Source organism: Microbispora sp. NPDC049633, assembly GCF_040675265.1.
In the GTDB taxonomy this organism is placed as follows: Bacteria; Actinomycetota; Actinomycetes; order Streptosporangiales; family Streptosporangiaceae; genus Microbispora; species Microbispora maris.
The window spans coordinates 1-25754 of sequence record NZ_JBFAOO010000018.1; the positions used below are offsets into that span (position 1 = coordinate 1).

28 protein-coding genes are annotated in these 25754 nt (G+C 71.8%); 13 read left to right on the forward strand and 15 right to left on the reverse strand.

Going from position 1 to position 25754, the window contains the following annotated elements:
• The 5 genes from AB0J39_RS07325 to lipB all read left to right on the forward strand — a co-directional run.
• On the forward strand, positions 1-951 hold a 951-nt coding region (locus AB0J39_RS07325), incomplete at its 5' end, for an iron ABC transporter permease (RefSeq protein ID WP_363462564.1).
• Positions 948-2012 (forward strand): iron chelate uptake ABC transporter family permease subunit, encoded by a 1065-nt coding sequence (locus AB0J39_RS07330; RefSeq protein ID WP_363462565.1) that lies wholly within the window; start codon positions 948-950, stop codon positions 2010-2012. The genes AB0J39_RS07325 and AB0J39_RS07330, both read left to right, overlap by 4 nt.
• Positions 2009-2806: an ABC transporter ATP-binding protein gene (locus tag AB0J39_RS07335; protein WP_363462566.1), complete on the forward strand. Its 798-nt coding sequence runs from the start codon at positions 2009-2011 to the stop codon at positions 2804-2806. The genes AB0J39_RS07330 and AB0J39_RS07335 overlap by 4 nt, the downstream gene beginning before the upstream one ends.
• A gap of 105 nt (positions 2807-2911) precedes the next feature.
• The gene (locus AB0J39_RS07340) at positions 2912-3127 is read left to right on the forward strand and encodes a PspC domain-containing protein (protein WP_346224866.1); all 216 of its coding nucleotides are present in this window, start codon (positions 2912-2914) and stop codon (positions 3125-3127) included.
• Positions 3128-3185: 58 nt separating this feature from the next.
• A complete protein-coding gene (gene lipB, locus AB0J39_RS07345) occupies positions 3186-3821 on the forward strand; it encodes a lipoyl(octanoyl) transferase LipB (protein ID WP_363462567.1) in 636 nt (211 codons plus the stop codon).
• Between the two features lie 9 nt (positions 3822-3830).
• Here lipB and AB0J39_RS07350 read toward each other — a convergent pair whose 3' ends face one another.
• The 5 genes from AB0J39_RS07350 to AB0J39_RS07370 all read right to left on the reverse strand — a co-directional run bounded on the left by AB0J39_RS07350 (position 3831) and on the right by AB0J39_RS07370 (position 9466).
• On the reverse strand, positions 3831-4829 hold the full coding sequence (locus AB0J39_RS07350; protein WP_363462568.1) for a phosphotransferase: 999 nt from the start codon (positions 4827-4829) through the stop codon (positions 3831-3833).
• 48 nt (positions 4830-4877) lie between these two features.
• Entirely contained in the window at positions 4878-6449 is a 1572-nt protein-coding gene (locus AB0J39_RS07355) for an amino acid permease (protein WP_363462569.1), read from the reverse strand.
• Positions 6450-6836: 387 nt separating this feature from the next.
• Complete coding sequence (locus tag AB0J39_RS07360) at positions 6837-7268, reverse strand: fasciclin domain-containing protein (RefSeq protein ID WP_363462570.1); 432 nt, start codon at positions 7266-7268, stop codon at positions 6837-6839.
• Positions 7269-7974: 706 nt separating this feature from the next.
• The gene (locus AB0J39_RS07365; RefSeq protein ID WP_363462571.1) at positions 7975-8853 is read right to left on the reverse strand and encodes a sugar kinase; all 879 of its coding nucleotides are present in this window, start codon (positions 8851-8853) and stop codon (positions 7975-7977) included.
• Positions 8854-8920: 67 nt separating this feature from the next.
• Positions 8921-9466, reverse strand: coding sequence for a type 1 glutamine amidotransferase domain-containing protein (locus tag AB0J39_RS07370; protein ID WP_363462572.1), 546 nt, complete (start codon positions 9464-9466; stop codon positions 8921-8923).
• A gap of 83 nt (positions 9467-9549) precedes the next feature.
• Here AB0J39_RS07370 and AB0J39_RS07375 point away from each other — a divergent pair, with 83 nt between their 5' ends.
• Positions 9550-10320 (forward strand): DUF72 domain-containing protein, encoded by a 771-nt coding sequence (locus AB0J39_RS07375; protein ID WP_363462573.1) that lies wholly within the window; start codon positions 9550-9552, stop codon positions 10318-10320.
• A 34-nt stretch (positions 10321-10354) separates the two neighbouring features.
• On the opposite strand, the gene AB0J39_RS07380 is transcribed toward AB0J39_RS07375, so the two are convergent.
• The gene (locus tag AB0J39_RS07380) at positions 10355-10852 is read right to left on the reverse strand and encodes a hypothetical protein (protein ID WP_363462574.1); all 498 of its coding nucleotides are present in this window, start codon (positions 10850-10852) and stop codon (positions 10355-10357) included.
• 167 nt (positions 10853-11019) lie between these two features.
• On the opposite strand from AB0J39_RS07380, the gene glnII reads away from it, so the two are divergent.
• The 6 genes from glnII (at position 11020) to AB0J39_RS07410 (ending at position 16696) form a co-directional block, all read left to right on the forward strand.
• A complete protein-coding gene (glnII, locus tag AB0J39_RS07385) occupies positions 11020-12075 on the forward strand; it encodes a glutamine synthetase (RefSeq protein WP_363462575.1) in 1056 nt (351 codons plus the stop codon).
• A gap of 88 nt (positions 12076-12163) precedes the next feature.
• The gene (locus AB0J39_RS07390; RefSeq protein ID WP_363462576.1) at positions 12164-13156 is read left to right on the forward strand and encodes a glycerophosphodiester phosphodiesterase; all 993 of its coding nucleotides are present in this window, start codon (positions 12164-12166) and stop codon (positions 13154-13156) included.
• 66 nt (positions 13157-13222) lie between these two features.
• Positions 13223-14221 carry a metal ABC transporter substrate-binding protein gene (locus AB0J39_RS07395; RefSeq protein ID WP_363462577.1) on the forward strand — a complete coding sequence of 333 codons (999 nt, stop codon included), beginning with the start codon at positions 13223-13225 and terminating at the stop codon, positions 14219-14221.
• Positions 14218-14979, forward strand: a complete 762-nt coding sequence (locus AB0J39_RS07400) for a metal ABC transporter ATP-binding protein (protein WP_346224855.1) — start codon at positions 14218-14220, stop codon at positions 14977-14979. Before AB0J39_RS07395 ends, AB0J39_RS07400 begins: the two co-directional genes overlap by 4 nt.
• The gene (locus AB0J39_RS07405; protein ID WP_363462578.1) at positions 14976-15860 is read left to right on the forward strand and encodes a metal ABC transporter permease; all 885 of its coding nucleotides are present in this window, start codon (positions 14976-14978) and stop codon (positions 15858-15860) included. Before AB0J39_RS07400 ends, AB0J39_RS07405 begins: the two co-directional genes overlap by 4 nt.
• On the forward strand, positions 15857-16696 hold the full coding sequence (locus tag AB0J39_RS07410) for a metal ABC transporter permease (protein ID WP_363462579.1): 840 nt from the start codon (positions 15857-15859) through the stop codon (positions 16694-16696). The genes AB0J39_RS07405 and AB0J39_RS07410 overlap by 4 nt, the downstream gene beginning before the upstream one ends.
• On the opposite strand, the gene AB0J39_RS07415 is transcribed toward AB0J39_RS07410, so the two are convergent.
• The 8 genes from AB0J39_RS07415 to AB0J39_RS07450 form a co-directional block, all read right to left on the reverse strand.
• A complete protein-coding gene (locus tag AB0J39_RS07415; protein ID WP_363462580.1) occupies positions 16686-17867 on the reverse strand; it encodes a zinc-dependent alcohol dehydrogenase in 1182 nt (393 codons plus the stop codon). The genes AB0J39_RS07410 and AB0J39_RS07415 overlap by 11 nt on opposite strands.
• Positions 17868-17951: 84 nt before the next feature.
• Entirely contained in the window at positions 17952-18227 is a 276-nt protein-coding gene (locus tag AB0J39_RS07420) for an isoamylase early set domain-containing protein (protein WP_363462581.1), read from the reverse strand.
• A 74-nt stretch (positions 18228-18301) separates the two neighbouring features.
• Positions 18302-19123 carry an SAM-dependent methyltransferase gene (locus AB0J39_RS07425; protein ID WP_363462582.1) on the reverse strand — a complete coding sequence of 274 codons (822 nt, stop codon included), beginning with the start codon at positions 19121-19123 and terminating at the stop codon, positions 18302-18304.
• Between the two features lie 15 nt (positions 19124-19138).
• Positions 19139-19858, reverse strand: a complete 720-nt coding sequence (locus AB0J39_RS07430; protein WP_363462583.1) for a hypothetical protein — start codon at positions 19856-19858, stop codon at positions 19139-19141.
• Positions 19855-21315 (reverse strand): hypothetical protein, encoded by a 1461-nt coding sequence (locus tag AB0J39_RS07435; protein WP_363462584.1) that lies wholly within the window; start codon positions 21313-21315, stop codon positions 19855-19857. The genes AB0J39_RS07430 and AB0J39_RS07435 overlap by 4 nt, the downstream gene beginning before the upstream one ends.
• Complete coding sequence (locus AB0J39_RS07440; protein ID WP_363462585.1) at positions 21312-22166, reverse strand: ATP-binding cassette domain-containing protein; 855 nt, start codon at positions 22164-22166, stop codon at positions 21312-21314. The genes AB0J39_RS07435 and AB0J39_RS07440 overlap by 4 nt, the downstream gene beginning before the upstream one ends.
• Positions 22163-22990 (reverse strand): zf-HC2 domain-containing protein, encoded by an 828-nt coding sequence (locus AB0J39_RS07445; RefSeq protein ID WP_363462586.1) that lies wholly within the window; start codon positions 22988-22990, stop codon positions 22163-22165. Before AB0J39_RS07445 ends, AB0J39_RS07440 begins: the two co-directional genes overlap by 4 nt.
• The gene (locus AB0J39_RS07450; protein WP_363462587.1) at positions 22987-23526 is read right to left on the reverse strand and encodes a sigma-70 family RNA polymerase sigma factor; all 540 of its coding nucleotides are present in this window, start codon (positions 23524-23526) and stop codon (positions 22987-22989) included. Before AB0J39_RS07450 ends, AB0J39_RS07445 begins: the two co-directional genes overlap by 4 nt.
• A gap of 146 nt (positions 23527-23672) precedes the next feature.
• Between AB0J39_RS07450 and AB0J39_RS07455 the strand changes: the two genes are divergently transcribed.
• Positions 23673-24662 (forward strand): zinc-binding dehydrogenase, encoded by a 990-nt coding sequence (locus AB0J39_RS07455; protein WP_363462588.1) that lies wholly within the window; start codon positions 23673-23675, stop codon positions 24660-24662.
• 5 nt (positions 24663-24667) lie between these two features.
• Here AB0J39_RS07455 and AB0J39_RS07460 read toward each other — a convergent pair whose 3' ends face one another.
• Positions 24668-25726: a sulfite oxidase gene (locus tag AB0J39_RS07460; protein ID WP_363462589.1), complete on the reverse strand. Its 1059-nt coding sequence runs from the start codon at positions 25724-25726 to the stop codon at positions 24668-24670.
• Positions 25727-25754: the final 28 nt, after the last annotated feature.

Here is a 25754-nt window from a genome sequence, read left to right on the forward strand (position 1 = left end):
CTGGTCCTCGCCGTACTGCTCAGCCTCGCGCTGGGCAGCCGCCAGATCGCGCCGAGCGTGGTGGTGGACGCCCTGCTGCACGGCGGCGCGGGCGACGACGCCCAGGTCGTACGGTCGTTGCGGGCGCCTCGCACCCTCATCGGGGTGATGGTCGGCGTCGCCCTCGCCGTGGCCGGTACGGTCATGCAGGGCGTCACCCGTAACCCCATCGCCGAGCCCGGCATCCTGGGCGTCAGCCAGGGCGCCTCGGTGGGCGTGGTGTGCGCGATCGCGTTCTTCGGAGTGCACTCGCTCAGCGGCTATGTGTGGTTCGCCTTCGCGGGCGGCGGGATCGCGGCGGTCGCGGTCCACATCATCGCCGCCGGCGGGCGCGGCGGCGCCACCCCGGTCAAGCTCGCTCTGGCCGGCACCGCGATGAACGCCCTGCTCGCCTCCGTGGTCTCCGGCATCGTGACGACCGACGCCCGGGCCCTGGACGAGTTCCGGTTCTGGCATGTCGGCTCGATCAGCGGCCGGAGCGTCGAGATCGCCGGTCAGACCTGGCCGTTCCTGCTCGCCGGACTGCTGCTGGTCGCCGCGACGGCTCGGGGACTCGACGCGCTCGCGCTGGGTGAGGACGTGGCCAGAGGGCTCGGCCACAACATCCCTCTGCTGCGGATCCTCGGAGGGCTTGGCGCGACCGTCCTCACCGGCGTCGCGGTCGCCGCCGCCGGTCCGATCGCCTTCACCGGCCTGGCCGTCCCGCACATCGCGCGAGCGCTCGTGGGCACCGACCATCGCTGGGTGCTTCCCGCGGCGGCCCTGCTCGGTCCCGTGATGATCCTGGTCGCGGACGTCCTCGGCCGCGTCGTCTTCCCGCCCTCGGAGGTGCCGGTGGCCGTCATGACCGCACTGCTCGGTGTGCCGTTCCTGATCGCGCTGGTACGGAGGAAGGCGGTGGTGGCGGCGTGACGGTGTCCAGAAGCCCCGTGCGCCCCACGGGCTTCTCCGTCCTGCGCGCGGGGCGGGGCAGTTTCCTGCTGCACCGCAGGGCGACCCTCGTCGCCTCCGTGCTCGGCGCGGCGCTCGCGGTGACCGCCGTCGTCTATCTGTGCGTCGGCGAGTCCTTCGTCAGTCCTGCGGAGGTCGTGCGCGTGCTCGCGGGGCGGCCGAGCCCCGACGAGTTCGTGGTCGGCACCCTGCGGATGCCCCGCCTCGTGGTCGGTCTTCTCACCGGCGCCGCCTTCGGCCTCGCCGGAGGCTTCATCCAGACCGTGGCCCGCAACCCGCTCGCCAGCCCGGACGTGATCGGTGTGACACAGGGCGCGGGCGCGGCGACCGTCGCCGCGATGACCTTCGGCCTCACCGCGCACACCACCCTGCCGTACGTCGCGATCCTCGGCGGCATGGCCGCCGCCGGGCTGGTCTACGTCTTCGCCTGGCGCAAGGGCCTGCACGCCGCCCGCTTCGTGCTCATCGGCATCGGCATCTCGGTCGCCCTCGGCTCCCTGACGCAGCTGTTCGTGACCAAGGGCGACTACCTGGTGGCCCAGCAGGCCAAGGTCTGGCTCACCGGATCGCTCAACGGCCGCGGCTACGAGCACGCCGTGCCGCTCGCCTTGATTGGGCTCGTGCTGATGCCGGCGCTGCTCTGGGCGGCCCGGGCGCAGCGCACCGTGTCGTTCGACGACGACACGGCGACCGCTCTCGGCGTACGGCTCGGCCGGGTCCGTCTGTGCCTGATCGTCCTCGGCGTCGCCCTGGCGTCGGTGGCGACGGCCGCGGTCGGCCCGGTCGACTTCGTCGCGCTGCTCGCCCCGCAGATCGCCCGCCGCCTCACCCGCACCGCTCAGATCCCGCTGGCCGGCTCCGCCCTGACCGGCGCCCTGATCATGGCCGTCGCGGATCTGCTGGCCCGCACGCTGTTCTCCCCGATCGAGCTGCCGGTCGGCGTGTTCACCGCCGCGGTGGGCGCACCGTATCTGATGTGGCTGATCGTCCGCACTCGCAGCCGTTCCGGAGGCGCCGCATGACCGGCAACCGTCTGAGGGCCGAAGGGCTCGTGCTCACCTACGAGGACCGCACGGTCGTCGACGGCCTCGACCTGGAGATCCCGGACGGGCAGGTCACCGTCATCATCGGGCCCAACGCGTGCGGCAAGTCCACCCTCCTGCGCGCGCTGGGCCGGCTGCTCAAGCCGCGACGCGGCGCGGTCCTGCTGGACGGCACCGAGCTGTCCCGAATCCCCACCAAGCGGGTCGCGCAGAAGATCGGGCTGCTGCCGCAGACCCCGGTGCCGCCGGAGGGGATCACGGTCTCCGAACTGGTCACGCGCGGGCGGCAGCCACACCACAGATGGTGGCAGCAGTGGACGGAGGCGGACGAGAAGGCCGTCGGCGAGGCCATGGAGCGCACCGCGACCGGCGATCTCGCGGAGCGGCCGGTCGACGAGCTGTCCGGCGGCCAGCGGCAGCGGGCCTGGATCGCGATGGCCCTCGCCCAGGACACCGACCTCCTGCTGCTGGACGAGCCGACGACATACCTCGACATCGCGCATCAGGTCGAGGTGCTCGACCTGGTCCGGCGGCTCAACCGGGAGCGTGGCCGGACGGTCGTCGCCGTCCTGCACGACCTCAACCAGGCCGCCCGCTACGCCGACCACCTCATCGCCATGAAGGCGGGACGGATCGTCGCGCGGGGTGCGCCGGGCGATGTCATCACCGCCGATCTGGTCCACGAGGTCTTCGGGCTCACCTCCGTCGTCGTATCGGACCCGGTCACGGGCGGTCCGCTGGTCGTGCCGGGCGCGCCCTGGCAGTGCGGATAGGTCCCTGTCACCTCAGGGTCGGGGGATCGGGGTTTTCTCAGGGTTCCTCGCGGAACGTGACTTGTGAGGCCGTCCGTTGAACCGGATGACGAAAGGAGCCGATCGATGTACCGATCGAGGCAGCACAAGATCATCGCTGGCGTCTGTGGGGGGATCGCGGACCGGTACGGCATGTCGCCGACGGTCGTACGCCTGCTGTTCCTGCTGTCGTGCATCTTGCCGGGTCCGCAGTTCGTGGCCTACATCATCATGTGGGTGCTCTTCCCCAAGGCCCCGGCCCCCACGTCGGCGGGCCACGACTACTCGTACGGGCGCAGGTAGGCGGCTGCGCCGCACGGCGCGGGCGCGTTTATGCTCACATCGGAAGAGGTGAGCGATGATGCGGCAACGGCCCCTGACGCTGATCCAGGACGAGCTGGTCGACTACGAAAAGGCCATGGAGCGGATGGCCGCGCTGGTCGAGGAACGGCAGGACGACGCGCGGCCCGACACGTTGTGGCTGCTCAGCCACCCGCCGGTCTTCACGGTCGGCAAGCGGACGCTGGAGACCCACCTGCCCGACCCGTCGGCCGGCATCCCCGTGGTGCCGACCGGCCGCGGCGGGCAGCTCACCTATCACGGCCCCGGGCAGCTGGTGGGCTATCTCATCGTGAAGCTGCGGGACGGCGAGGGTGTGGTCGACTACATCCGCGAGGTGGAGCTGCGGCTGGTCGAGGCGCTGGCCCGGATGGGTGTCCCGGCCGAGCGCCGCGACACCCCGCCCGGGTCGGAGCTGCTGACCGGAGTGTGGACGCGGGACACCGGGCGGAAGATCGTCTCGATCGGCATGCGGTCGAGCCGGTCGGTCACCAGTCACGGTTTCGCGCTCAACGTGGACGGCGACCTCACGCCGTGGAACCTCGCCATCCCGTGCGGCATGCCCGACGTGGACATGACCTCGATCGCCCGCGAGCTCGGACGGGCCTCCATGGAGGAGACCCGCCCGGTGGTCGCGGAGGCGTTCGAGGCCTCCTGACGCCGGCGGTCACAGGGCCCGGGCCGCGCTCTCCAGGCCGCGGGTCACCCGGTCCCGCCAGTCGTCGCGGAACATCGGCTGTGCCCGTTCCTGCAGCACCCACAGCGTGAGCTGGAGACGCCGCAACGCCGTGAAGTCCCCGATCGCGTCCTCGTGGCTCGGGGGCAGCGGCCGTACGGCGCGGTATCCCGCGAGCAGGGCGGCACGCAGATCCGCGGCGTGTGGCAGGTGGGCGAGTTCGCCCGTGGTCACGGCCAGGTCGTAGACGAAGTGGCCGTACCCGCAGTCGTCGAAGTCGATGGCGCGGACCTCGCCGCGGTGGAAGAGATAGTTCTCCTGGTGCAGGTCGCCGTGGATCAGCCCGTAGGCGTCCGGGCCCTGCCCCAGGGTGTCCCGGATGCGCCGGACGCGCTCCGTCACCGTCCGCACGATCTCGGCGCCCGCCGCCGAATGCACCCGCTCCACCAGGTGTGCCGCCTGCTCGGCCTCCTCCTGCGGCGGGGTCGCGGTGCGACGGCCAGACTCGGTGACGGCGTCGACGCGTCCCCGGGCGAAGCCGGGCGGCGCCGTCCATTCCGCGCTGTGCAGGTGCAGGTGCGCGGTGAAGGCGCCCACCCGGCGCAGGTGCGCGGTGGTGAGCGTGGTGTCCAGGAACCGGCCGTCCACCCAGTGGTACAGCACGCAGCTGCGCGCCGCCGGCACCTCCGCGTGCTCGGCCACGGTCAGGAGGTCACCCGTACGGGTGGGCACCGGTTCGGGGACGGCCAGCGCGGTGTCGCGGCGCAGGGCCCTCAGCCACAGAGCCTCCGACCTGACCATCTCCGGGCTCGGGCCGTCCGGACGCTGGACGCGGAGCACATAACGCCGGCCGTCCGCGCCGTCCACCCGGAAGGTGGTGTTGAAGCCCTTCGCCATCGCGGTCAGGCGGGCCACCGGCACGTCATAGGCCGTCAGGGCCGTGCGGGCGAGCGCGGCCAGGTGGCGCCTGCGCCGAGTGTCGTCGATCATCAGACGAGCGTACGGCCCGCCGGGGCGGGCGGGCCGTACACCGGGAGATCAGGTCACGGGCTCGGGCCGGCCGACGTCGTCACCGACGTCGTCGCCAAGGTCGTCCACGGTACGGCGGGGACCGGTGAACCAGTGCTTGGCCGACAGGTGCCACCACAGGGCGATGCCGACGAGCACGGCGCCGACCGCGATGGGGGCGTAGTTCACCGAGGTCCAGGTGAAGTCCGCGTTGCCCGGCACGCCCGCCGGGGCGATGGGCAGGACGAAGTAGACGGAGATGATCGCGATCTCGATCACGGCGATCCAGGACAACGCCTTGTACTTGCGGCCCAGGGTCCACGGCCCCGGCTGGAATGAGTCCCCGGCGCGAAGGCGCAGCCAGATCGGGATGAGGAACGCGAGGTAGAGCCCGATCACGGCGATGGACACCACGGCGAGGAACGCGACGGGAGTCGTCGTCCCCTCGGGCGCGTAGAGCGCGGGCAGCGTGATCAGCAGCGCGACCCCGCAGCCGGCGATGATCGCGTTGACCGGCGTCCGGTTGCGGTCCACCTTCGACCACAGCCTCCAGCCCGGCACCGCGCCGTCCCGGGAGAACGCGTACGTCATCCGCGACATCGAGGTCACGCAGCTCATGCCGCAGAAGAACTGGCCGATCGTGGAGATGCCGAAGATGACCGTGGCGAGCGTGGACGACAGCGACGAGGTGAAGATGGCGCCGACGAAGCCGCCCTCGGCGTTGACGGCGTCCACGTTCGTGGCCGCGAACAGGAACGACAGCAGCAGGATCCAGCCGCCGATCGCGGAGTAGAAGATCGACTGCCACAGGCCCTTGGCCGCCGTGCGGGCCGCGCCGTGGGTCTCCTCCGACACGTGCGCGCAGGCGTCGAAGCCGGTGATCGTGTACTGCGTGAGCAGGAAGCCCAGCGGCAGCACGTACAGCCAGAACGCCGGGCCCGAGTCGCCGTCGCCGAACCCGGAGTTGTTGAACGTCTCGAACAGGAAGCCCACACTCTGGTGCTCCGTCGGGCCGAAGATCAGGATCAGCACGACGGCCGCGGCGCCGAACACGTGCCACCACACCGATACGTTCTGCAACAGCGAGATCAGCCGGTGGCTGAAGATGTTGATCAGCGCGTGCAGCACCAGGACCACGGCGAACAGCAGGAAGGTCTGGTGCAGCGCGTTGCCGTTCGCCCAGGAGTCGCTGAAGCGCCCGATCGTGATGTTCAGGAACGTCGCGCAGCCGTAGTCGACGGACGCGGTCACCGCGATCAGCCCGATCAGGTTCAGCCAGCCCGTGAACCAGCCGTGCACGGGCCGGCCCAGCTTGGCGGCCCACCAGTAGATGCCGCCCGCCGTGGGGAACGCGGAGACCAGCTCCGCCATGCAGAAGCCGATGATCAGGATGAACGCCGAGATCAGCGGCCAGCCGACGGAGATCGCCAGCGGTCCGCCGTTGTTCCACGCCTGTCCGAAGGTCGTGAAGCAGCCGGCCAGGATCGAGATGATGGAGAAGGAGATGGCGAAGTTGGAGAACCCGCTCCAGGTGCGGGCCAGTTCCTGCTTGTAGCCGAGTTCCGCTAGTCGTTTGGCGTCGTCGTCGAGGGCTTGCGCCACTGAGGCCTCCTCTAACCGGCTCTAACAGGTGCGGGGTGTCCAGCCGCCGATCTTGTCGATCGGGCGGCCGAAGCATGGATCCTCGGTCGCGTACGGGCTGGGCGACCGTGTCGGCGACCTCGGCGGGAATAGCCCGGCCCAGGCCGTGACGAGATCCATCGCGTCTGCGGCGGGATCTGACATGCCCGGCTCCTTTGGTCTACCTCCAGACCATTGATCAGATTTTCCGGGCCGGGTGTTACAGGGCGGTACCGATGTCGCAACTTCCCGCAGTCGCCCGCGCTGCCTGGTGCTGGATGACGATCGCGGTGTCTGCCTGGGCGGTGAGCCCGTCCGGCTGGACGGCCGCCCGATTTCCCGCGTCACGAGCGGTGGGTGTGGTCACCGCTACGGAATCAGCACTTTGTCGATGAGGTAAACCGTGGCGTTGGCCGTCTGGATCTCTCCGCAGAGGACCTTGGCGTCGTTGTTGATTACGAGGTCCTGACCGGACAGGCGAGTGGTGAGCTCGTGGCCCTCCTTGGTGGTGAGCTTGGCATTGCTCAATTCGTCCCTGGTCTTGCGCCCTTCGGTCACGTGATACGTAAGGACCTGGCGCGTCCAGTCCTTGTCTTCGTCCGAGAACATCCGGTCCAGCTCGAACTTCGGCAGTTTGACGAACGCGTCGTTGACCGGCACGAACACGGTGATGTCCTTGGCCGAATCGAGGTACTGGGCCAGGTTGCCTCGAGAAAGGGCCGACGCCATCTTCGACAGGTCGGGAACGCCGGCGATCGCGGTGGCCACCGGCCGCTCGCCCATGGCCTCGGTGCCGGTCACGGCCGAGCAGCCGGAGCCGGGCGGCGCGGACCGCGCCCTATCCCAGCGGCCTTGTGGTGTCGCGCCGTCGCCCGGCCTCCCACAATAAGGCTGCCGGACCGGACAGTCGGACGACGGATGCGGGCCCTGACACCTGGGCGGCTGATACGGACAGGAAGACGGGGTTGGCAAGGTGGAGGGCGGCGTGAGCGGGCTGGTCGGTGACGTGGGCGGGCTGGTCGATGGCCCCAGCGGGTTTTGAGCCGGCGGAGCCGAATCACGCGGCGGTAAGGGCTGCGGCGTTGTGTCCGGAGCCTGAGGTGCCTCCCGTTCGGCGGGTGGAGAGGGAGGCGCGGGATTGGCGAACCACCGGGCCGCGCCGACGGATTGCGGCATCACGCCGAAGGTGAAGGTGACCGCGCTGAAGGTGGACGCGACAAGGACCCTCTTCTTCATGGCTCTGCCTCCAGGACGACGAAGATCTAGGGTTTGCAGGCCGGGATCGGCCGTTCGTGCCTAGGAATACGGCGGAGCCACAGGGCCTGTGTGGGCAAATCCGGTTGTGTCGGCCTCCGCATGGGCCTGACGAGTTGGACGCCGGATGCCGTGGGTCACCCCACTCACATCCAAGTATCTCTACTGGTGAGTAGCTACGCTTCCGTCAACTTTGAAACATCCGCAAACGACTCGCCTCACAGGTAAATCGCGATGCTGGAGTTGCCAAGCGTCACGGAGGCAGTTCGCCGCGGGTGGGCAAACCCTGCCAGGAGCTGTGGCTGGCGACGGCGAAGGCGGCCACCGAGATGCCGCGCTTGAGGCGGTCCGACGGATGGAGCCCGTCGAGGATCGCGCTGAGGTAGCCCGCGACGAACGCCCCGCCGACCTCGGCGGGGTCGACCGTGGTCACGGGGGCGGCCTGGGTGTCGTAGCGCAGGCCCTCGACGGTGGCGCTGGCTCCCTTGGCGCCCCGGGTCACGACCAGTTCGGGCGTGGACGCGAGCACGTGCTCCACGAGCATGAGCTCGTCCTGGGTCGCGAACAGCACGTCGGCGGAGGCGGCGAGTTCGGTGAGACCCTGGCGGGCCTCCTCCGCGCTCTCCCAGAGGTTCGCGCGGTGGTTGACGTCCACCGAGACGAGCACCCCGGCGTCTCTGGCGAGCTTGACGGCGTGGTGGACGGCGCTCCACGCGAGGCCGCTGAGGCCGAGGGTGACGCCCGTGACGTGCAGGATCCGTGCCGACTGCACCGCCTCGCCGGGCACGTCGCCGGTCGACAGGTGGGACCCGGCCGAGCCCTCCCGGTAGTGGACGGCGTGCGACGAGCGGCCGATGCGCCGCTGACGGAGGATCAGCCCGGTGGCCGCCGTCTCGTCCACCCGTACGTGGGAGACGTCCACGCCCTCGCCGCGCAGGACGGTCAGCGTGCGGGTGCCGAGTTCGTCGGCGCTGACCCGGCCCAGCCAGCTCACCGTGTGGCCGAGCCGGGCCAGGCCGACCGCCGTCGTCAGCTCGGGCCCCTCCACGTCGAGGCGGATGGTCGTGTCATGCCGCAGCCGGTCGCCGGAGACGACGCCCAATGCCTCTCCGAGCGTGAAAACCTCGGTCATGCCGTGAGTCCGCGGAATTGCACCCGGAAAGCATGACAGACCCTGATCCGCAGGGGGAAGCCCTCCCTCAGGCGCCGAAGGCGTCCACGGCGGCCTGGCAGAAGGCCTTCAGGTCGTCCGGCTTCCGGCTGGTGACCAGCGTGTTCGGGCCGCCGGTGCAGACCATGACCTCCTGGTCCACCCAGGTCGCTCCCGCGTTGCGCAGGTCGGTCTGGAGGCTGGGCCACGAGGTCAGCGTGCGCCCGCGCACCACGTCGGCCTCCACGAGGGTCCACGGCGCGTGGCAGATCGCCGCGACCGGCTTGCCCGCGTCGAAGAACTCCTTGACGAACCGTACGGCCTCCGGCCGCATCCGCAGGAAGTCCGGGTTGGCGACCCCGCCGGGAAGGACCAGCCCGTCGAAGTCGGCCGCGGAGACCTCTCCCGCCACGGCGTCCACCGGGAAGGTGCCGGCCTTGTCGAGGTGGTTGAACGCCTGGATCTCCCCACGTTCCACCGAGACGAGCCTCGGTGTGCCACCCGCCTGCTCGACGGCCTTCCACGGCTCGGTGAGCTCGACCTGCTCGACCCCCTCGGGGGCGACGAGGAACGCGATCGTCTTACCCTGGATCATCGTTGCTCCCCTCTTTTGCTCGTTCTTGACGTCGCGTGCCCGGAGGGATGCGATCTATGCCGTCCGCTGGGTAGGGGACGGATATGCCCGTGCTCGTGGGGACCTCCGGCTGGCAGTACGCCGACTGGCGCGACCCCGTCTACGGGGGCGTGCCCCAGAGACTGTGGCTGGAGAGCTACGGCGAGATCTTCGCCACCGTCGAGAACAACAACGCCTTCTACCGGTTGCCGAAGCGGGAGACGTTCGAGTCGTGGCGGGAGCGTACGCCGCCCGACTTCGTCATGGCGGTCAAGGCCAGCCGCTTCCTCACGCACATCAAGCGGCTGAAGGACCCGGAGGAGCCGGTCGAGCGGCTGATGGGCGTGGCCGAGGGGCTCGGCCCGAAGCTGGGCCCCGTCCTGCTGCAACTGCCGCCGACCCTGCAGGTGGACGCCGGCCGGCTGCGGGCCTGCCTGGCCCGGTTCCCGCGTACCGTACGGGTCGCGGTCGAGCCGCGGCACGCCTCGTGGTGGACCGACGAGATCCGGGCCCTGCTGACGGAGTTCGGGGCCGCGTTGTGCTGGGCAGACCGTCTCGGCCGGCCGGCCGGGCCCCTGTGGCGTACGGCCGACTGGGTCTATCTGCGCTTCCACGAAGGGCGGGCCGAACCCTGGCCCAGCTACGGGTCACACGCGTTGCGCAGCTGGGTGGACCGCCTGGGCGAGGTGCCGGACGCCTACGTTTACTTCAACAACGATCCCGGCGGCGCCGCCGTACGCAACGCGATCACCTTCGCGGAGCTGGCACGCGCCCAGGGCAGGGACGTGAGCAGGGCACGGCTTCCCGAGCGGTCCCCCGAGCCCGTCCGGCCATGACCGGACGGGCGAGTGTCACCCCCGGCATCACGGATCAGCCGCGGCGCTCGTCGGTCGCGTGACGTCCGCCGGCCACCAGCTGGTCGGGGGACGACTGCTGCGCGGGCACCGACACGCGGTTGTGCGGCGCGGTGGGACGCTCGGCGCGCTCGGCCCGGTCGTCGACGCCGTCGCGATCCCGGTCGACCTTCGGCCGCTCGGCCGTCGAGGACGCCGTCGAAGTCGTCTCCAGGCGGCGCTCCAGGTCGCGCTTCTCGGCCTCCAGGCGGGACACGCGGTCCCGCTCCGCCAGGCGGGCCTCACGCAGCCGGCGGCGCTTCACGGCGGCGCGGCGCATGCCGCCGGTGATGAGCAGCAGGCCGACGACGAAGACGACGGCGGTCACGACACCGGCGATGAACAGCTCGAACGGGCTGAGGTTGAACGTGCGGTCCAGGACCGTGATCGGCAGGGTGTTCGCGGTGTCGTTGACCGACACCTCGATCACAGCCGCCGCCGCGATCAGGACCAGAAGCAGGCCCAGTAAGACCATCTGCCCTCACTCCCAGTGCGGTTGCGATTGGTGGACGCCCTCCAACTGCCCAGGAGAGCGGAGATCATGTGCCACGGGTCACAGCACCGCCAAGGCAAAGAACTCGCGTTAACACTCTGGTTACAAACGGGCAAAAGCTACGAAATCCCGAAACGGCACTGTTGGGCGTGGCGGACGAACGCCAGGCCGCCTCGCTCGAAGGGATCGACGTGACCTACAAGGCCGAGTACATCTGGATCGACGGCACGGAGCCGACCGCGAAGCTCCGCTCCAAGACCAAGATCCTTGCCGACGGCGCCGAGCCGCCGCTGTGGGGCTTCGACGGGTCCAGCACCAACCAGGCCACCGGTCACTCCTCCGACCTGGTGCTGCGGCCGGTGTTCACCTGCCCCGACCCGATCCGGGGCGGCGACAACGTGCTGGTCCTGTGCGAGGTCCTGCACACCGACATGACGCCGCACGCCACCAACACCCGCTCCCCGCTCGCGGAGGTGGCCGAGCGGTTCGCCGACCAGGAGTCGTGGTTCGGCATCGAGCAGGAGTACACCTTCTTCAAGGACAGCCGCCCGCTCGGCTTCCCGCTGGGCGGTTTCCCCGCTCCGCAGGGCGGCTACTACTGCGGTGTCGGCGCCGACGAGGTCTTCGGCCGCGACATCGTCGAGCTGCACCTCGACCGCTGCCTGGCCGCCGGCCTGAAGATCTCCGGCATCAACGCCGAGGTCATGCCCGGTCAGTGGGAGTTCCAGGTCGGCCCCGCCGGTCCGCTGGAGGTCTCCGACCACATGTGGGTCGCCCGCTGGCTGCTCTACCGCACCGCCGAGGAGTTCGACGTCGCCGCCACGCTCGACCCCAAGCCGGTGAAGGGCGACTGGAACGGCGCCGGCGCGCACACCAACTTCTCCACGAAGGCGATGCGCGAGGGCTACGAGCCGATCATCACCGCCTGCGAGGCCCTGGGCGACAACGCCATGGAGCACGTCAAGAACTACGGCCACGGCGTCGAGGACCGCCTCACCGGCCACCACGAGACCGCCCGGTGGGACAAGTTCAGCTACGGCGTCTCCGACCGCGGCGCCTCCGTCCGCATCCCGTGGCAGGTCGAGGTCGACAAGAAGGGCTACATCGAGGACCGGCGCCCCAACGCCAACGTCGACCCCTACGTCGTCACCCGCCTGATCGTCGACACCTGCTGCACGGCTCTGGAGAAGGCCGGCCAGGTCTGACGGTTCCCCCGTCCTCGTACGGCTCCCGCGTCCGGCGCGGGAGCCGTACGCGTTTGTCGTGCACGCACGCGCATGTACGGTGGCCGCTGTGCCGCACCAGCCAGAACCCCTCGTCATCGGCCACCGGGGCGCCAGCGCCCTGCGGCCCGAGCACACGCTGCCGTCGTACGAGACGGCGATCGCGCTCGGGGCCGACTACATCGAGCCCGACCTGGTTTCCACCAGTGACCACGTCCTGGTGGCCCGCCACGAGAACGAGATCTCGGGGACCACGGACGTGGCGGACCATCCCGAGTTCGCCGCCCGCCGCACCACCAAGACCATCGACGGCGTGGCCGTCACCGGCTGGTTCACCGAGGACTTCACGCTGGCCGAGCTGCGCACGTTGCGGGCCACCGAGCGCATCCCGGACCTGCGCCCGGGCAACGCCGCATTCGACGGGCTGGCCCCGATCCCGACGTTCGACGAGGTCGTGGAGCTGGCCGTACGGCACGGCGTGGGTGTCTACCCCGAGACCAAGCACCCTTCCTACTTCGACTCCGTCGGCCTGCCGCTGGAGGAGCCGCTGCTCGACGTGCTGGGCCGGCACGGCTGGCGCGACCGGCACGACCCGGTCTTCATCCAGTCTTTCGAGGCGGCCAACCTGCGCGAGCTGCGCGGAAGGACCCGGCTGCCGCTGATCCAGCTGATCGGCGGCTCCGGCGCGGCGTACGACCGGATGGTCACGCCCGCCGGGCTCGAGGAGATCGCGACGTACGCGGACGGCATCGGCGTGGCGACCTCTCGGGTCGTTCCCACCGGTTCCGGCGGTCGCCTCCTCGCCCCCACGACACTCGTGCGGGACGCCCACAGGGTGGGGCTCGACGTGCACGTGTGGACCGTCCGCGACGAGAACGCCCAGCTGCCGGCCGACTTCCGGCGCGGAGACCCGGCCGGCCCGGCGTACGCGCGGGCGACGGGAGACGTGATGGGCTGGCTGGCGATGCTCTACGACCTCGGCGTGGACGGCGTCTTCGCCGACAATCCCGGCACGGCCCGGGCCGTGCTCTCGGGGCGTTCCCGGCGGATCGCCGCAAGTTGACAATGATTTTCATTTGCGGGACATTTGGAAGGGATGTTTCCCCTGATACCGACTTGAGGAATCGTCGTGCTCTCGCCACTTGTCCGTACGCTCTCGTCCGCCGCGCTGCTGGTGCTGTTCGCAGCCGCGTGCGGCGGCGCGCAGAAGCCTTCTGATTCCTCCGATCCCGCCCTGGGACCGGCACAGCCGTTGAAGGTGGTGGCGACCACCACGCAGGTGGCCGATTTCGCCCGCAACGTCGGCGGCGACCGGATCACGGTCCACCAGCTGCTGAAGCCCAACGTCGATCCCCACGACTACGAGCCGTCCCCGGCCGACATGCGGGCCATCGGCGAGGCCGACGTGCTCGTCAAGAACGGCGTGGGCCTGGAGAAGTGGCTGGACGAGACGATCTCGGCCGCCGGCTTCGACGGGACCGTCGTCGACGCCTCCCGGGGCGTCCAGATCCGCATGGGCTCCGGGGAGGGGCACGAGGAGGGACACGGGGAGGAGGGGCACGATCACGACGAGTCCGAGGGCGACCCGCACATCTGGCACAACCCGCTCAACGTCAAGACGATGGTCGCCACGATCGAGACCGCCTTCGCCGCCGCCGATCCGCCCGACGCCGCGGTCTACCAGGCCAACCGGGTGGCGTACGACGCGAAGCTGGACGCGCTCGACGCCGACATCGCGAGGAAGATCGAGTCCGTGCCCCCCGACCGGCGCAAGCTCGTGACCAACCACGACGCCTTCGGTTACTACCTCGACCGATACAAGCTGACGTTCGTCGGGTCGATCATTCCGAGCTTCGACACCTCCGCGGAGCTGTCGGCCAAGCAGGTGTCCGATCTCGTCGCCGAGATCAGGACGACCGGGGTGGCGGCCATCTTCTCGGAGGCGTCGCTGCCGCCCAAGACGGCCGAGGCGATCGGCCGCGAGGCCGGGGTGAAGGTCGTGGCGGGCGAGGACGCGCTGTACGGCGACTCGCTCGGCCCCGAGGGCTCGGCCGGTGCTACCTACCTCCAGATGGAGGAGCACAATACGGACACCATTGTCAACGCGTTGAGGGGGACCGCCGCATGAGCGAGCGCACGCCCACCCTGGTGCTCGACCGGGCGAGCGTGGCCTACGGCGACGTCCCGGTCCTGGAGGAACTGCACGGCGTCGTCCACGAGGGCGAGGCCGTCGCGCTGATCGGCCCGAACGGCGCGGGCAAGTCGACGCTGATCAGGGCGCTGCTCGGCCTGGTGCCGGTGGTGCGCGGCCGGATCGAGGTGCTGGGCAGGCCCCCGGCGCAGGCCCGGCGCGACGTCGCCTACGTGCCGCAGGCCGACACGCTCGATCCCGATTTCCCGGTGTCGGTCGAGCAGGTGGTGATGATGGGCCGCTACCGGCGGATCGGCTGGCTGCGCCGCCCCTCCGCCGCCGACCGGGCCGAGACCGCCGAGGCCCTGGAGCGTGTCGGGCTGGCCCACCGGGCGCGGGAGCGGTTCGGCACGCTGTCGGGCGGGCAGCGCCAGCGGGTGCTGCTGGCCCGTGCCATCGCCGCCAAGCCCCGGATGCTGCTGCTCGACGAGCCGTTCAACGGCGTGGACGCGGTCAGCCAGCACGCGCTGCTCGAGGCGATCGGCTCGCTGAAGGAGCAGGGCGCCTCCGTCGTCGTCAGCACCCACGACCTCGCCATCGCGCATCTGGCCTGCGACGAGGTGTGCCTGCTCAACCGGCACCAGTTCGGCTTCGGTCCGACCGGCGACGTGCTGACGCCCGAGCGGCTGCGCGCGACGTACGGCGGGCACGCGCTCGAACTGCGCGGCGACCGGGTGATCGTGACCCAGACATGATGTTCTTCGAGCCGTTCCAGTTGCCTTTCATGGCGCGGGCGCTGGTCGAACTGGTCATCCTCGGCGCGCTCGCGGGCACGGTCGGCGTGCTGGTGCTGCTGCGCCGGCTCGCCTTCGTCAGCGACACCCTGACGCACACCGTCTTCCCCGGCGTGGTCATCGGCCACCTCATGGCCGGGGACGGCGGCATCTTCTGGGGGGCGCTGGCCGCCGGGGTCCTCACGGCCGTCCTGCTCACGCTGCTGACGCACCGCCGCCGCGTGAGCGAGGACGCCGCGCTCGCCATGCTGCTGACCACGTTGTTCGCCGTCGGCGTCGTGGTGGTGTCGCGGCAGACGGGCTTCACCTCCGACCTCACGGCGTTCCTGTTCGGACGGGTGCTGACGGTCAGCGAGGAGCAACTCGCGCAGACCGCCGTCGTGACGGTCGTGGTCGTGGCGTTGCTGGCGGTGCTGCGGCGGCCGCTGCTGCTGCGGGCCTTCGACCCCGAGGGCGCCCGCGCGGCCGGCGTACGCGTGGGCCTGCTCGACCTCGTGCTGAACATCGCGGTCGCGCTGGTCGTCGTGGCCGCGGTGAAGGCGGTCGGCACGATCCTCGTGATCGCGCTGCTCATCGTGCCGGCCGCGGCGGCCCGGTGCCTGTCCGACCGGCTCGCCGTCATCGTGCCGCTGGCCTGCCTCGTCGGCGCGGCCGGCGGGTGGCTCGGGCTCGTCGTGAGCTACGAGGCGTCGGTGGGGCACGGAGTGCGGCTCGCCTCCGGCGCGACCGTGGTGCTCGTCCTGGTCGCGTTGTACGGCCTGGCCCACGCCGCCGGGGCCGTACGCAGGAAGGCGGGCCTGAGCCGCGCCCGCCGCCGCACGGTAGTGGAGAGTGCGGCATGAGTTGGCTCGACTCCACCGTGCACCGGGCCCTGGTCGAGGCCGTCCTGGTCGGCGCGCTCGGCGGGGTGGTCGGGGTGTTCGTGGTCGCGCGGCGGCTGCCGTTCTTCACGATGGCCCTCACGCACGCGACGTTCCCCGGCATCGTCGTCGCCGCCCTGCTCGGGGTGAACCTCTACCTCGGCGGCGGGCTGTTCGGGCTGCTGGTGGTCGCCGCGGTCCTCCTGTTCGGCCGGGGCCGCGGGCAGGACTTCGGCACGGCCACCGGCATCGCGCTGTCGGGCGGCTTCGCGCTCGGTGTGGTGCTGGTGTCGGCGCAGGACGGCTTCACCAAGGACCTGGCGGCGTACACCGTGGGCGACGTCCTGGCCGTGGGCACGGGCGACCTGGTGGTGACCGCCGCCGTCGCCGTGGGGGTGCTGCTCCTGCTCGCCCTGGTGGGAAAGGAACTGCTGCTCGCGGCGTTCGACCCGGTGGGGGCGGCGGCGCTCGGACTGCCCACCCTGCTGCTGGACTTCGCCCTGCTCGCGGTCGTCGAGGTGACCGTCGTCGCCACCGTGCCCGCGCTGGGGACGATCCTCGCCGTGGCGCTGATCGTGGGCCCGGCCGCGACCGCCCGCCTGCTCACCGACAGGCTCGCGCCGCTGTTCCCGCTCGCCGCGGCGATCGGGGTCGCCTGCGCGCTGGCGGGCGTGTGGGTCTCCACGCAGTGGAACGTCGCGACCGGGGCCTCCATCGCCCTGTTCGTGGGCCTGGTGTTCGGGACGGTGTTCCTCGGGACCGCCGTACGCGGCAGGGTCAGGCGGGCCGCGGCGAGGAGAGTGGCCGTCAGGGCTTGAGCAGGACCTTGATCGCGCCGTCCTCCTTCTTCTGGAAGATCTCGTAGCCGTGCGGCGCCTGCTCGAGCGGCAGGCGGTGGGTCGCCAGGTCCGCGACCCCCAGGGGGTCGCCGTCGCCGGTCAGGAGCGGCATGATGTCGCCGATCCACCGCTTGACGTGGGCCTGGCCCATCCTGAGCGCGATGCCCTTGTCGAACATCCGCAGCATGGGCATGGGGTCGGTCATCCCGCCGTAGACGCCGCTGATCGAGATCGTGCCGCCGCGGCGCACGGTCTCGATGGCGTCCTGCAGGGCGGCGAGCCGGTCGAGGCCGGCGCGGGTCATCATGGCGGCGGCGGCCTTGTCGGGCAGCATCCCGGTGACCGTCTGGGCGAACTTGCCGACGGTGTAACCGTGCGCCTCCATGCCCACGGCGTCGATGACCGAGTCGGTGCCCCGGCCTCCGGTCATCGCGCGGACCGCCTCGGGCACGTCGTCGGTCTCGTTGCCGTCGATCACCTCGATGCCGTGCCTGCGGGCCATCTCCAGGCGCTCGGGGACGATGTCCACGCCGATGACGCGGTAGCCGCGGTGGCGCGCGATGCGGGCCGACATCTGCCCGATCGGGCCGAGACCGAAGACGGTGACGCTGCCGCCGTCGGGCACCTCGGCCCACTCGACGGCCTGCCAGGAGGTGGGCAGCACGTCGGAGAGGTAGACGAACCTCTCGTCCGGCGGCCCGTCCGGCACCTTGATCGGTCCGAACTGCGCCTGCGGGACGCGCAGGTACTCCGCCTGGCCGCCGGGCACCTCGCCGTACAGCTTGGTGTAGCCGAACAGGGCGGCGCCCGTGTCGTATTCGCGGACCTGGGTGGTCTCGCACTGGGCGTACAACTCGCGGTCGCACATGTAGCAGTGGCCGCACGAGATGTTGAACGGGATCACCACCCGGTCGCCCGGCTTGATGTGGGTGACCTCCGCGCCGACCTCCTCGACGATGCCCATCGGCTCGTGGCCCAGGATGTCGCCCTCGCCGATGAACGGGCCGAGCACCTCGTACAGGTGCAGGTCGGACCCGCAGATCGCGGTCGTGGTGACGCGGATGATCGCGTCGGTGGGTTCCTTGATGGCCGGGTCCGGGACCTCGTCCACCCGTACGTCGCGCTTGCCGTGCCAGGTAACTGCCTTCATGGTTTCCCCTCCAGAAAAGGGCCGGGGTGTCGCGATCGTTCCCGTATGCCCTACTTCTGTCGGGAGAAACGGCCCTTCTGGTGGTCAGAGGTGCAGCACGCTGCCCTGCTCGTCCACGTGGTCGGCGCTGTCGTCGTCGAACCAGACGCCGCCCGTCGCGAGGTAGCGGAACCGGTGCGCGCCGGCCGGAAGGATCACCGACACGGTGCGGGTGCCGTTCCGGCGCCGCAGCAGTTCGTGGCGGCCGGGCAGCCAGTCGTTGAAGTCGCCGACCACGCTGACCGTCCCCGTGGGGTCGTCAACGGGCAGGGTGAAGGTGACTCGGGTCTTCTGCCCGAACAACCGGGTGCGCTTGAGCATGCCGCATAGCCTGGCGTATCGCATGTAAAGGAAGAAACCTACAGGCAGGACGTAACACAATATTCACGGCCTTTTCAGGGCGCGTGTCCGACCCCGCAGAGGAACCAGGTGGGCAGGTGCCGCCGGGCCTGCCGCGCGAGCAGGTTCTCGTCGTCGGGCCGCCAGTCGTCCAGCGGGACCAGGCCCGGTTCGACGAGGCGGAAGCCGTCGAACAGCTCGTGGATCTGCTCGCGGCTGCGCAGGGTGACGCCGCTGCTGGCCTGCCGGTAGACGGCCGCCCCGTCGTGGGCGTCGCCGGACCGCTCCTCGTCGGTGACATGGGACAGCACGAGGTGGCTTCCGGGGGCGACGGACTCCCTGAGCCGGGCCACGAGCTCGGCCGGCTTGTCGTCGTCGGTGAGGAAGTGCAGCACGGCCACGAGCAGGATCGCGACCGGCTCGGCGGGGTCGATCACCGAGCGCAGCTCCGGGTGGTCCAGGATCTCCTCGGGCCGCCGCAGGTCCCCCTGCACGGTCACGGTGGTGGCCGAGGTGCCCGACAGCAGGGCCCGGGAGTGCGCGAGCACCACCGGGTCGTTGTCCACGTACGCCACGCGGACGCCGGGGTCCATCTCGTGCGCCACCTCGTGGACGCTGCCCTCGGCCGGCAGCCCGGTGCCGATGTCCACGAACTGCCGGATCCCGGCCTCGGCCACCAGGTGGCGTACGGCCCGGCGCATGAAGGCCCGGTTGCGGCGGGCCAGCGCACGGGCCTCGGGCGCGACCCGCAGAACCCGCTCCGCGGCCTCCCGGTCGGCGGCGAAGTTGTCCTTCCCGCCCAGGAAGTAGTTGTACATGCGCGCGGGATTGGGGACGCGCGAATCGATACCGGGGGGTGGCGGCGCGTCATCGGCCACGCAACATCTCCTCACTCACGGCAGTAAAGAGGACGTGCTGCGAGCATAAGGGCCGCGCGGGAGAAACCCAACGAAGAACGCCATAACTCTGTGACTCCACCTTGTCGCGGGATTGCCGTTCGCCCACACGAGGCACGCCACCGGCAGCGGCAGGAGGACGAGCCACAGCCGATGGGCCACCGGCCACTGCGGGTCGTCCTGCAGCGGCCACAGCCACAGCTCGGCGGTGAGGAAGAGCGTGAGCGCGAGCAGCGTGAACTGGGCCGCCGTGCCCGCGAGGGCCGCCGAACGGCCGTGCCGGGGCCGCAGCCGTACGGCGACGGCGGCGCCGGACAGCCCGGTGAGGACGCAGGTGGCGGCCTCCAGCGCCAGATCGCCGGTGAGCAGTGGGGAGCCCTGGGGCAGGAAGACGACGATCAGGGCGAGAGCCGTCCCCCAGGCCCCGAGCGCGGCCCCGGCGGCGAGGGCGGTGCGCAGCCACATCCGCAGCCACCTCGGAACGGGCGTCGCCAGCGCGTCGTACGCCATGGGATCGACGAGGGCGAACCCCGCCGTCGCGCCCATCGCCCCGGCGGACAACCGCGAGAGGACCACGGCGTCGCAGCTCACCACCGCGCCCCGGGTGAGGGCGGCGGCGACGATCACGACTGTGGACGCCAGCCAGGTCCAGGCGAGCGGCGCCCAATCGACGCCCCGGAGGGTCGGGCGCACGAGGAGCAGTGCCGTACGGATCACGAGCAGTCCTTCCTGTCATCGGGGTCCGGTGTGAGGCCGAGCAGCGGGAGCGCCCGCTCGATCGTGGTCTTCGGGTCCATGAGCGTCGTCCAGTGGGTCCACACGCGCGAACGGGCGTCCTGACGCGCGACCAGCCGCTCGGCGTACCGGTAGAGGCGCTCGGCGGCGGGCCGCTCGGAGTCCTTGGTCTGGGCCCAGGAGGAGGCGGCGGTGCGCACCGGCCCGGCCTGGCCGCCCAGCCACAGGGCGACGAGCGTGCGCGCCCGTCCCCAATCGGCGCAGTCGGGCCGGGTTTGCTGGAAACCGAGGTCTTCGGCGCCGAACAGCGGGTCGGTGACCGACACGAACCAGTAATCGGGGTCCGGTAGGCCGGCGACGCGGGCGGCCACCTGACCGCCTAGCCAGGCTTCCGAGAGCTCCGCGGTCCCGTGCCTGCCCCACAGGAAGAACGGTCCGGTGGGGTGCGGCCACCCCGGCTTCATGATCGTCCCTCGCCCCTGGCCGAGGGAGACGTCGCCGACCCGCTGCCGGATCTCGGGCACCAGGTCCCGCTCGGCGGGCGGGACCGCGGCGACCACGGGCCGTACGGCGCGTGCCCACAAAGGGATCCACGCCTCGTAGCCCGGATAGGCGCAGTAACGCACCCCCTCGGCCTCCCGGCAGCGCTGCGCCTCGGGGGTCATCCACCGGGCCAGCCTCTCCTCGGGCACCGCGTCGTGCATGCCGCCGATCGCGACGGCCCCCGTGGGCACCGCGACCGCCAGCCCGGCCAGCGCCGCGATCGAGCGCCGGGGACGCAGGCCGTACCGGACCATCCCCAGGGCGGCGACCAGCGGGATCAGCGCGAGGAGGTAGACGAGATGGGCCCCCGAGGGCCGTGGGTTGATCTCCACGGGTAGGTCGTGGTGCAGGATCACCGGGAGCAGCGCCGCCCACGAACCGCCCGACCTGGACAACTCCAGGGGTGCCGCGACCGCGAAGAGCACGACGGGCCCCGTCGCCGGCCCGGGGAGCCACCGCCCCGCCGCGACGCCGAGGACACCGCAGAGCGCCGCGCCGGCCGGCCCGGTCAGGGCCTCCCACGGATCGAACCGGGCCGCCGCATGCGCGGGGAGCAGGCTCATCAGGTGGACCGCCGTGGTCGCGCAGGCCACCGCCGCGGCGACGGCGGGAGCGGCGACCAGCAGCGCCCTGGTCCTGGCCGGGGCCCGGACCGGCAGCGCCCGGATGGTCTCCGGCATGCCGTGACGCCGCTCCCGGTTCACCGCGAGGTTCGCCGCCAGCAGCACCCCCGCCCCCACGAGCAGGCAGCCGTACGCGGTGTCGATCGTCACCTCGGGCCAGGCGGGCGCGCGGGACCAGGTCTGCCAGACGCGCAGCGCGACCATGAGCACCGCCGCTCCCCAGACCAGCGGGCTGCGCAGCAGCCGGGCGGCCTCGAAGCGCACAAGGTTCACGCCGCCTCCTCGATCCGGCCGACGAGGAGCAGGTAGCCGTCCTCCACCGTCGGCTCGGCCGGGGCGGCTCCCACCGGGGCCTCGCCGATCGTGCGGTAGCGCCCGTCGGCCGTACGCCAGAACAGCACGCCGGGGCCGGGGCGCTCGCCGGTGAGGCCGACGCGGCCGGTGGCGACGGCGGCGAGCCCGACGGGGGCGCCGTCGAACAGGATCCGCCCGCCGTGCATCACGACCACCCGCTCGCACAGCGCCGCGACGTCCTCCGTCTGGTGCGTGGACAGCAGCACCGTACGGCTCTCGCCCAGCCGGGAGACCAGGGCGCGCAGCCGCAGCCGTTGCTCCGGGTCGAGGCCGACCGTGGGCTCGTCGAGGACGAGCAGATCCGGCCCGCCCAGCAGAGCCTGCGCGAGCGCGAGCCGCTGCCGCATGCCGCCCGACAGCTTGCGCGTCTTCGTGCGCGCCCGGTCGCCGAGGCCGACCTCGTCGAGCACCCGCGTCACCTCCCGGTGCCGCGCGCGCCGGTCGGTCATCTCCTTGAGGATCGCGACGTAGTCGAGCGTCTCGAAGGCGGTGAAATGAGGGTAGAACCCGGGGTCCTGCGGCAGGTAGCCGAGCCGGCGGCGTACGGCCGTCCGGCCCGACGGCGTGGCCGGGTCGAGACCGAGGATGCGCAGTTCCCCGGCGTCGGGCGCGAGGGTGGTGGCCAGGCAGCGCAGCAATGTCGTCTTGCCGGCGCCGTTCGGGCCGAGCAGGCCGGTCACGCCCGCGCCGAACTCGATGTCGAGGCCGTCGAGCACGGGTCTGCGGCCGTACCGTCTGCGCAGGCCGCGCACGGTGACGATGGGGGTCATCTGGGCTCCAGGGCGGGATCGAGGCGGTGGCGCCGGACGTACAGGACGAGGGCGAGCAGTGCCGCGGCACAGAGGTAGAGCACCTGCGCGGCGGGCCGGAACGGCAGCGCATGGTCACCCGTCATCGCTCCCACCGCGGTCACGACCCCGAGCCATCCGCCGCCCAGGGCCGCGGCGGCGAGGGACAGCGGCACCCGCGTGGCCAGCGCCAGGCAGCCCGAGGTCACCGCCAGCGCGGGCAGCAACCAGGCCCAGGCGACGGACGGCATGGCCGCGGCGGGCAGCAGCGGGACGGCCAGGGCGGTCAGCACGACGGCCGTCAGGAGCACGGCGACGGAGCGCACCAGGAGCAGCGGCGCCCCCGCCATGGGCGTGGCCGAGTACATCTCGTGGGCGGGGTCGGCCCGCCGTCCGTACGCGAGCGCGATGCCCGCCGTCGGCAGCACGGGTGCCAGCGTCAGGAACGCGAGGAAGCCGTGCTCGGCCAGGTGCGCGGCCGCCACCGCGAACGCGAGCGCCGCCGTGACGCCCGCGGCCCACGCGCGGCTCAGGGCGGGCGTCGCGGCGAGCAGCCGGGCCAGATGCCCGGGAACCCCCGCGCGGCGCAGCAGGTGCTCCGTCACCGGCGGCCTGGGCGCCGCGACCTCCGCCGCGATCCGCTCCCACGACGCGGCGAGCCACCCCTCGTCGGCGGGCACCTCCGTACGGCACCGGCCACAGCCGACGAGGTGGGCCTCCAGGGACATGACGCCCACCGGGTCGAGCGTGCCGTCCAGATAGCGTTCCAGCAGGTCGGGCGGGATGTGCCAGTCACCGGCCGTCATGCCAGCTCCTCTCTCAGCCGGGCCTTGGCCCGCATGAGCCGGGTCTTCACGGTGCCCTCCGGGATGCCGAGCAGCCGGGACGCCTCGCGGACGGTCAGGCCGTCGAGGACGGTCGCCTGGATCACGGCGCGCAGTTCGGGCGACAGACGGGCCAGAGCGCCGCCGAGGTCGCCGTGCTCGACCCCGAGCAGCACACTGTCTTCCGCGGAGGCCAGGCGGGCGTCGGTGCCGGCGAGCGCGGTTCCGGTGATCCAGCGTCCGCCGGGGCGTCTCAGCGCGGACGCCAGGCGCCGGGCGGCGATCGTCCAGATCCACGCGGCGGCATCCTCGCCCTGTGGTGAGTAGCGCCCCGCCCCACGCCAGACCGCCACGAACGTGTCCTGAATCGCGTCGTCCACGATGTCGGAGTCGGCGCACCTGCGCAGCAGGCGGGCGCGCAGCCAGGGGGCGTGCCGGTCGTGCAGCAGCCGCAGCGCCTCGACGCGTTCCGCCGCCACCGCCGCGATCAGATCGTGGTCGTCACTCGACGGGCCCACGGGCGGCGGATGCGGACGTCCGCGGGGGAGCCGCAAGGGGAAGGGGCGCATGTCTCGTCTATCGCGCCGTCTACTCCGAACGGTTCATGGGGACCTAGGACCATCGCCCGATGTGGAGGCGCGGCCCGGAAATCTATAACGGGCAGATGTACGCAATCAGATTGCACGCTTTCGGTCCCGCCGAGAATCTCGTCTACGAGGAGGTCGAGGATCCACAGCCCGGGCCGGGCCAGGTCCGCGTCGCCGTACGGGCGGCCGGGGTGCACCTGGTCGACACCACGTTGCGGGCCGGGAAGTACGCGGGCGGCCCGATCCCCGTCCCCGACCTGCCCACGATCCCCGGCCGGGAGGTCGCCGGGGTCGTCGACGCGGTCGGTCCCGAGGTCGATCCCGGCCTGGTCGGCAGGCGGGTGGTGACTCATCTCGGCATGGCTCCCGGCGGCTACGCCGAGCTGGCCGTACGGGACGCGCCGGCGATCCACGAGATCCCGGACGGCCTCGGGTACGGCGAGGCGGTGGCGATGATCGGCACGGGCCGGACCACGATGGGGATCCTCGACGTCGCGGAGATCCGGGCGGACGACGTCGTGCTGGTGACGGCGGCGGCCGGAGGCGTCGGCAACCTGCTCGTGCAGGCGGCGGTGCGGGCCGGCGCCACGGTCGTCGGGCTCGCCGGCGGCGCGGCGAAGCTGAGCCGGGTGCTCGCACTGGGCGCGCGGCACGCCGTGGACTACACCGCTCCCGGCTGGTCCGACGAGGTGCGGGCGCTTCTCGGCGACCGGGAGGTCACGCTGGCGCTCGACGGCGTCGGCGGGGACCTCGGGCGCGCGACCCTGGAGTTGCTCGGCGTCGGCGGCAGGATCGTGCTGTTCGGCTGGGCGGACGCGCAGGGCGGCCCGACCGCGCTGACCACGGAGGACCTGTACGCCCGGGGCATCACGGCGGCGGTGGCGGTCGGTCCCCGGGTGCTGAAGCGGCCGGGCGGCCTGCGGGGCCTGGAGGAGCGGGCGCTCGCGGCCGCGGGGTCGGGCGCGCTGGTCCCGCTGGTGCAGAGTTTCCCGCTCAAGGACGCCGCCGCCGCGCACGCCGCGCTGGAGAGCCGCGCGACCACGGGCAAGGTCGTCCTCGTGCCCTGAGCCCGTCAGGCCACGAGCACGGGGTGGGGGAGCACCGAGTTGTGGCAGTAGCCGAGGTCGTTCCAGGGGGTGGCGTCCGGCTGGGCTCGGCCGTGCTCGTCGGTGGCCCGCACCCGCACGACGTGCGCGCCCGGGGCGGGATCCCAGGGGAACCGCCAGCGGGTCCAGACGCCGGGGAGGTCCGGTCCGTCGAGGGCGGCCGATCGCCAGGGGCCGTCGTCGATCCGGTAGTCGACGGCCGTGACGCGGTCCTCCCCGGCGTACGCGCGGCCGCGGATCGTCTGCGGGCCGGGGCCCAGGCGCGCGGGCCAGGGCAGTTCGACCAGGCTCGCGACCGGCGTGGAGGTGATTGGCACGGCCGGTCGGCCGGGTGCGATGATCACGTAGTCCTCGGTGTTCCACGGCTCGCGCAGCGGCCGGTCGGACACCTCGATGCGGCCCACCCACTTGATGCTCGCCGCGCCGAGCCAGCCGGAGACGACCACGCGGGCGGGAAAGCCGTGGTCGGGCGGCAGGACCTCGCCGTTCATGGCGAGCGCGAGCAGGGTGTCGGGCGCCAGGGCCTTGGCGAGGGGCATCGGGCGGCGTCCGCGCGCCGCGTCGAGCCCTTCCGGCATGACCTCGACGGCGGCGTCCGTGAGCCCCGCCGGTTCGAGCAGGTCGCGCAGCGGGATCCCGGTCCACTCGGCGGTGCCGATCGCGCCGCGGCCCCACTGCACCCCGCCGAAGCGGTGGCCGTGCTCGGCGCCGAAGAGGGCGCGCCGGTTGCCCGCGCACTCGAGGGTCCGGACGACGGACACGAGCGGGAAGCGGCGCCACAGGTCGTCGTAGGTGTAGCGGACGGTCCGGCGTACGCCGCCGCCCTCGACGCGCAGCGTCCAGGTTCGCGCGTCGAGACGGGGGGTCGGGGCGTGGTTGCGGACGAAGAACCGGTCGATCGGGGTGAGCAGGCCGGGCAGGCGGTCGGGCCGGGTGCCGTAGTCGAGTCCGGTGCCCGCGTCCTCCATGAGGTCGGCGGTCGCCGGCTTCACCACCGCCGTGCGGATGCCGGGTGCCGTACGCATCGGCCTTTCCCTTCCGGGCCGACGCGGT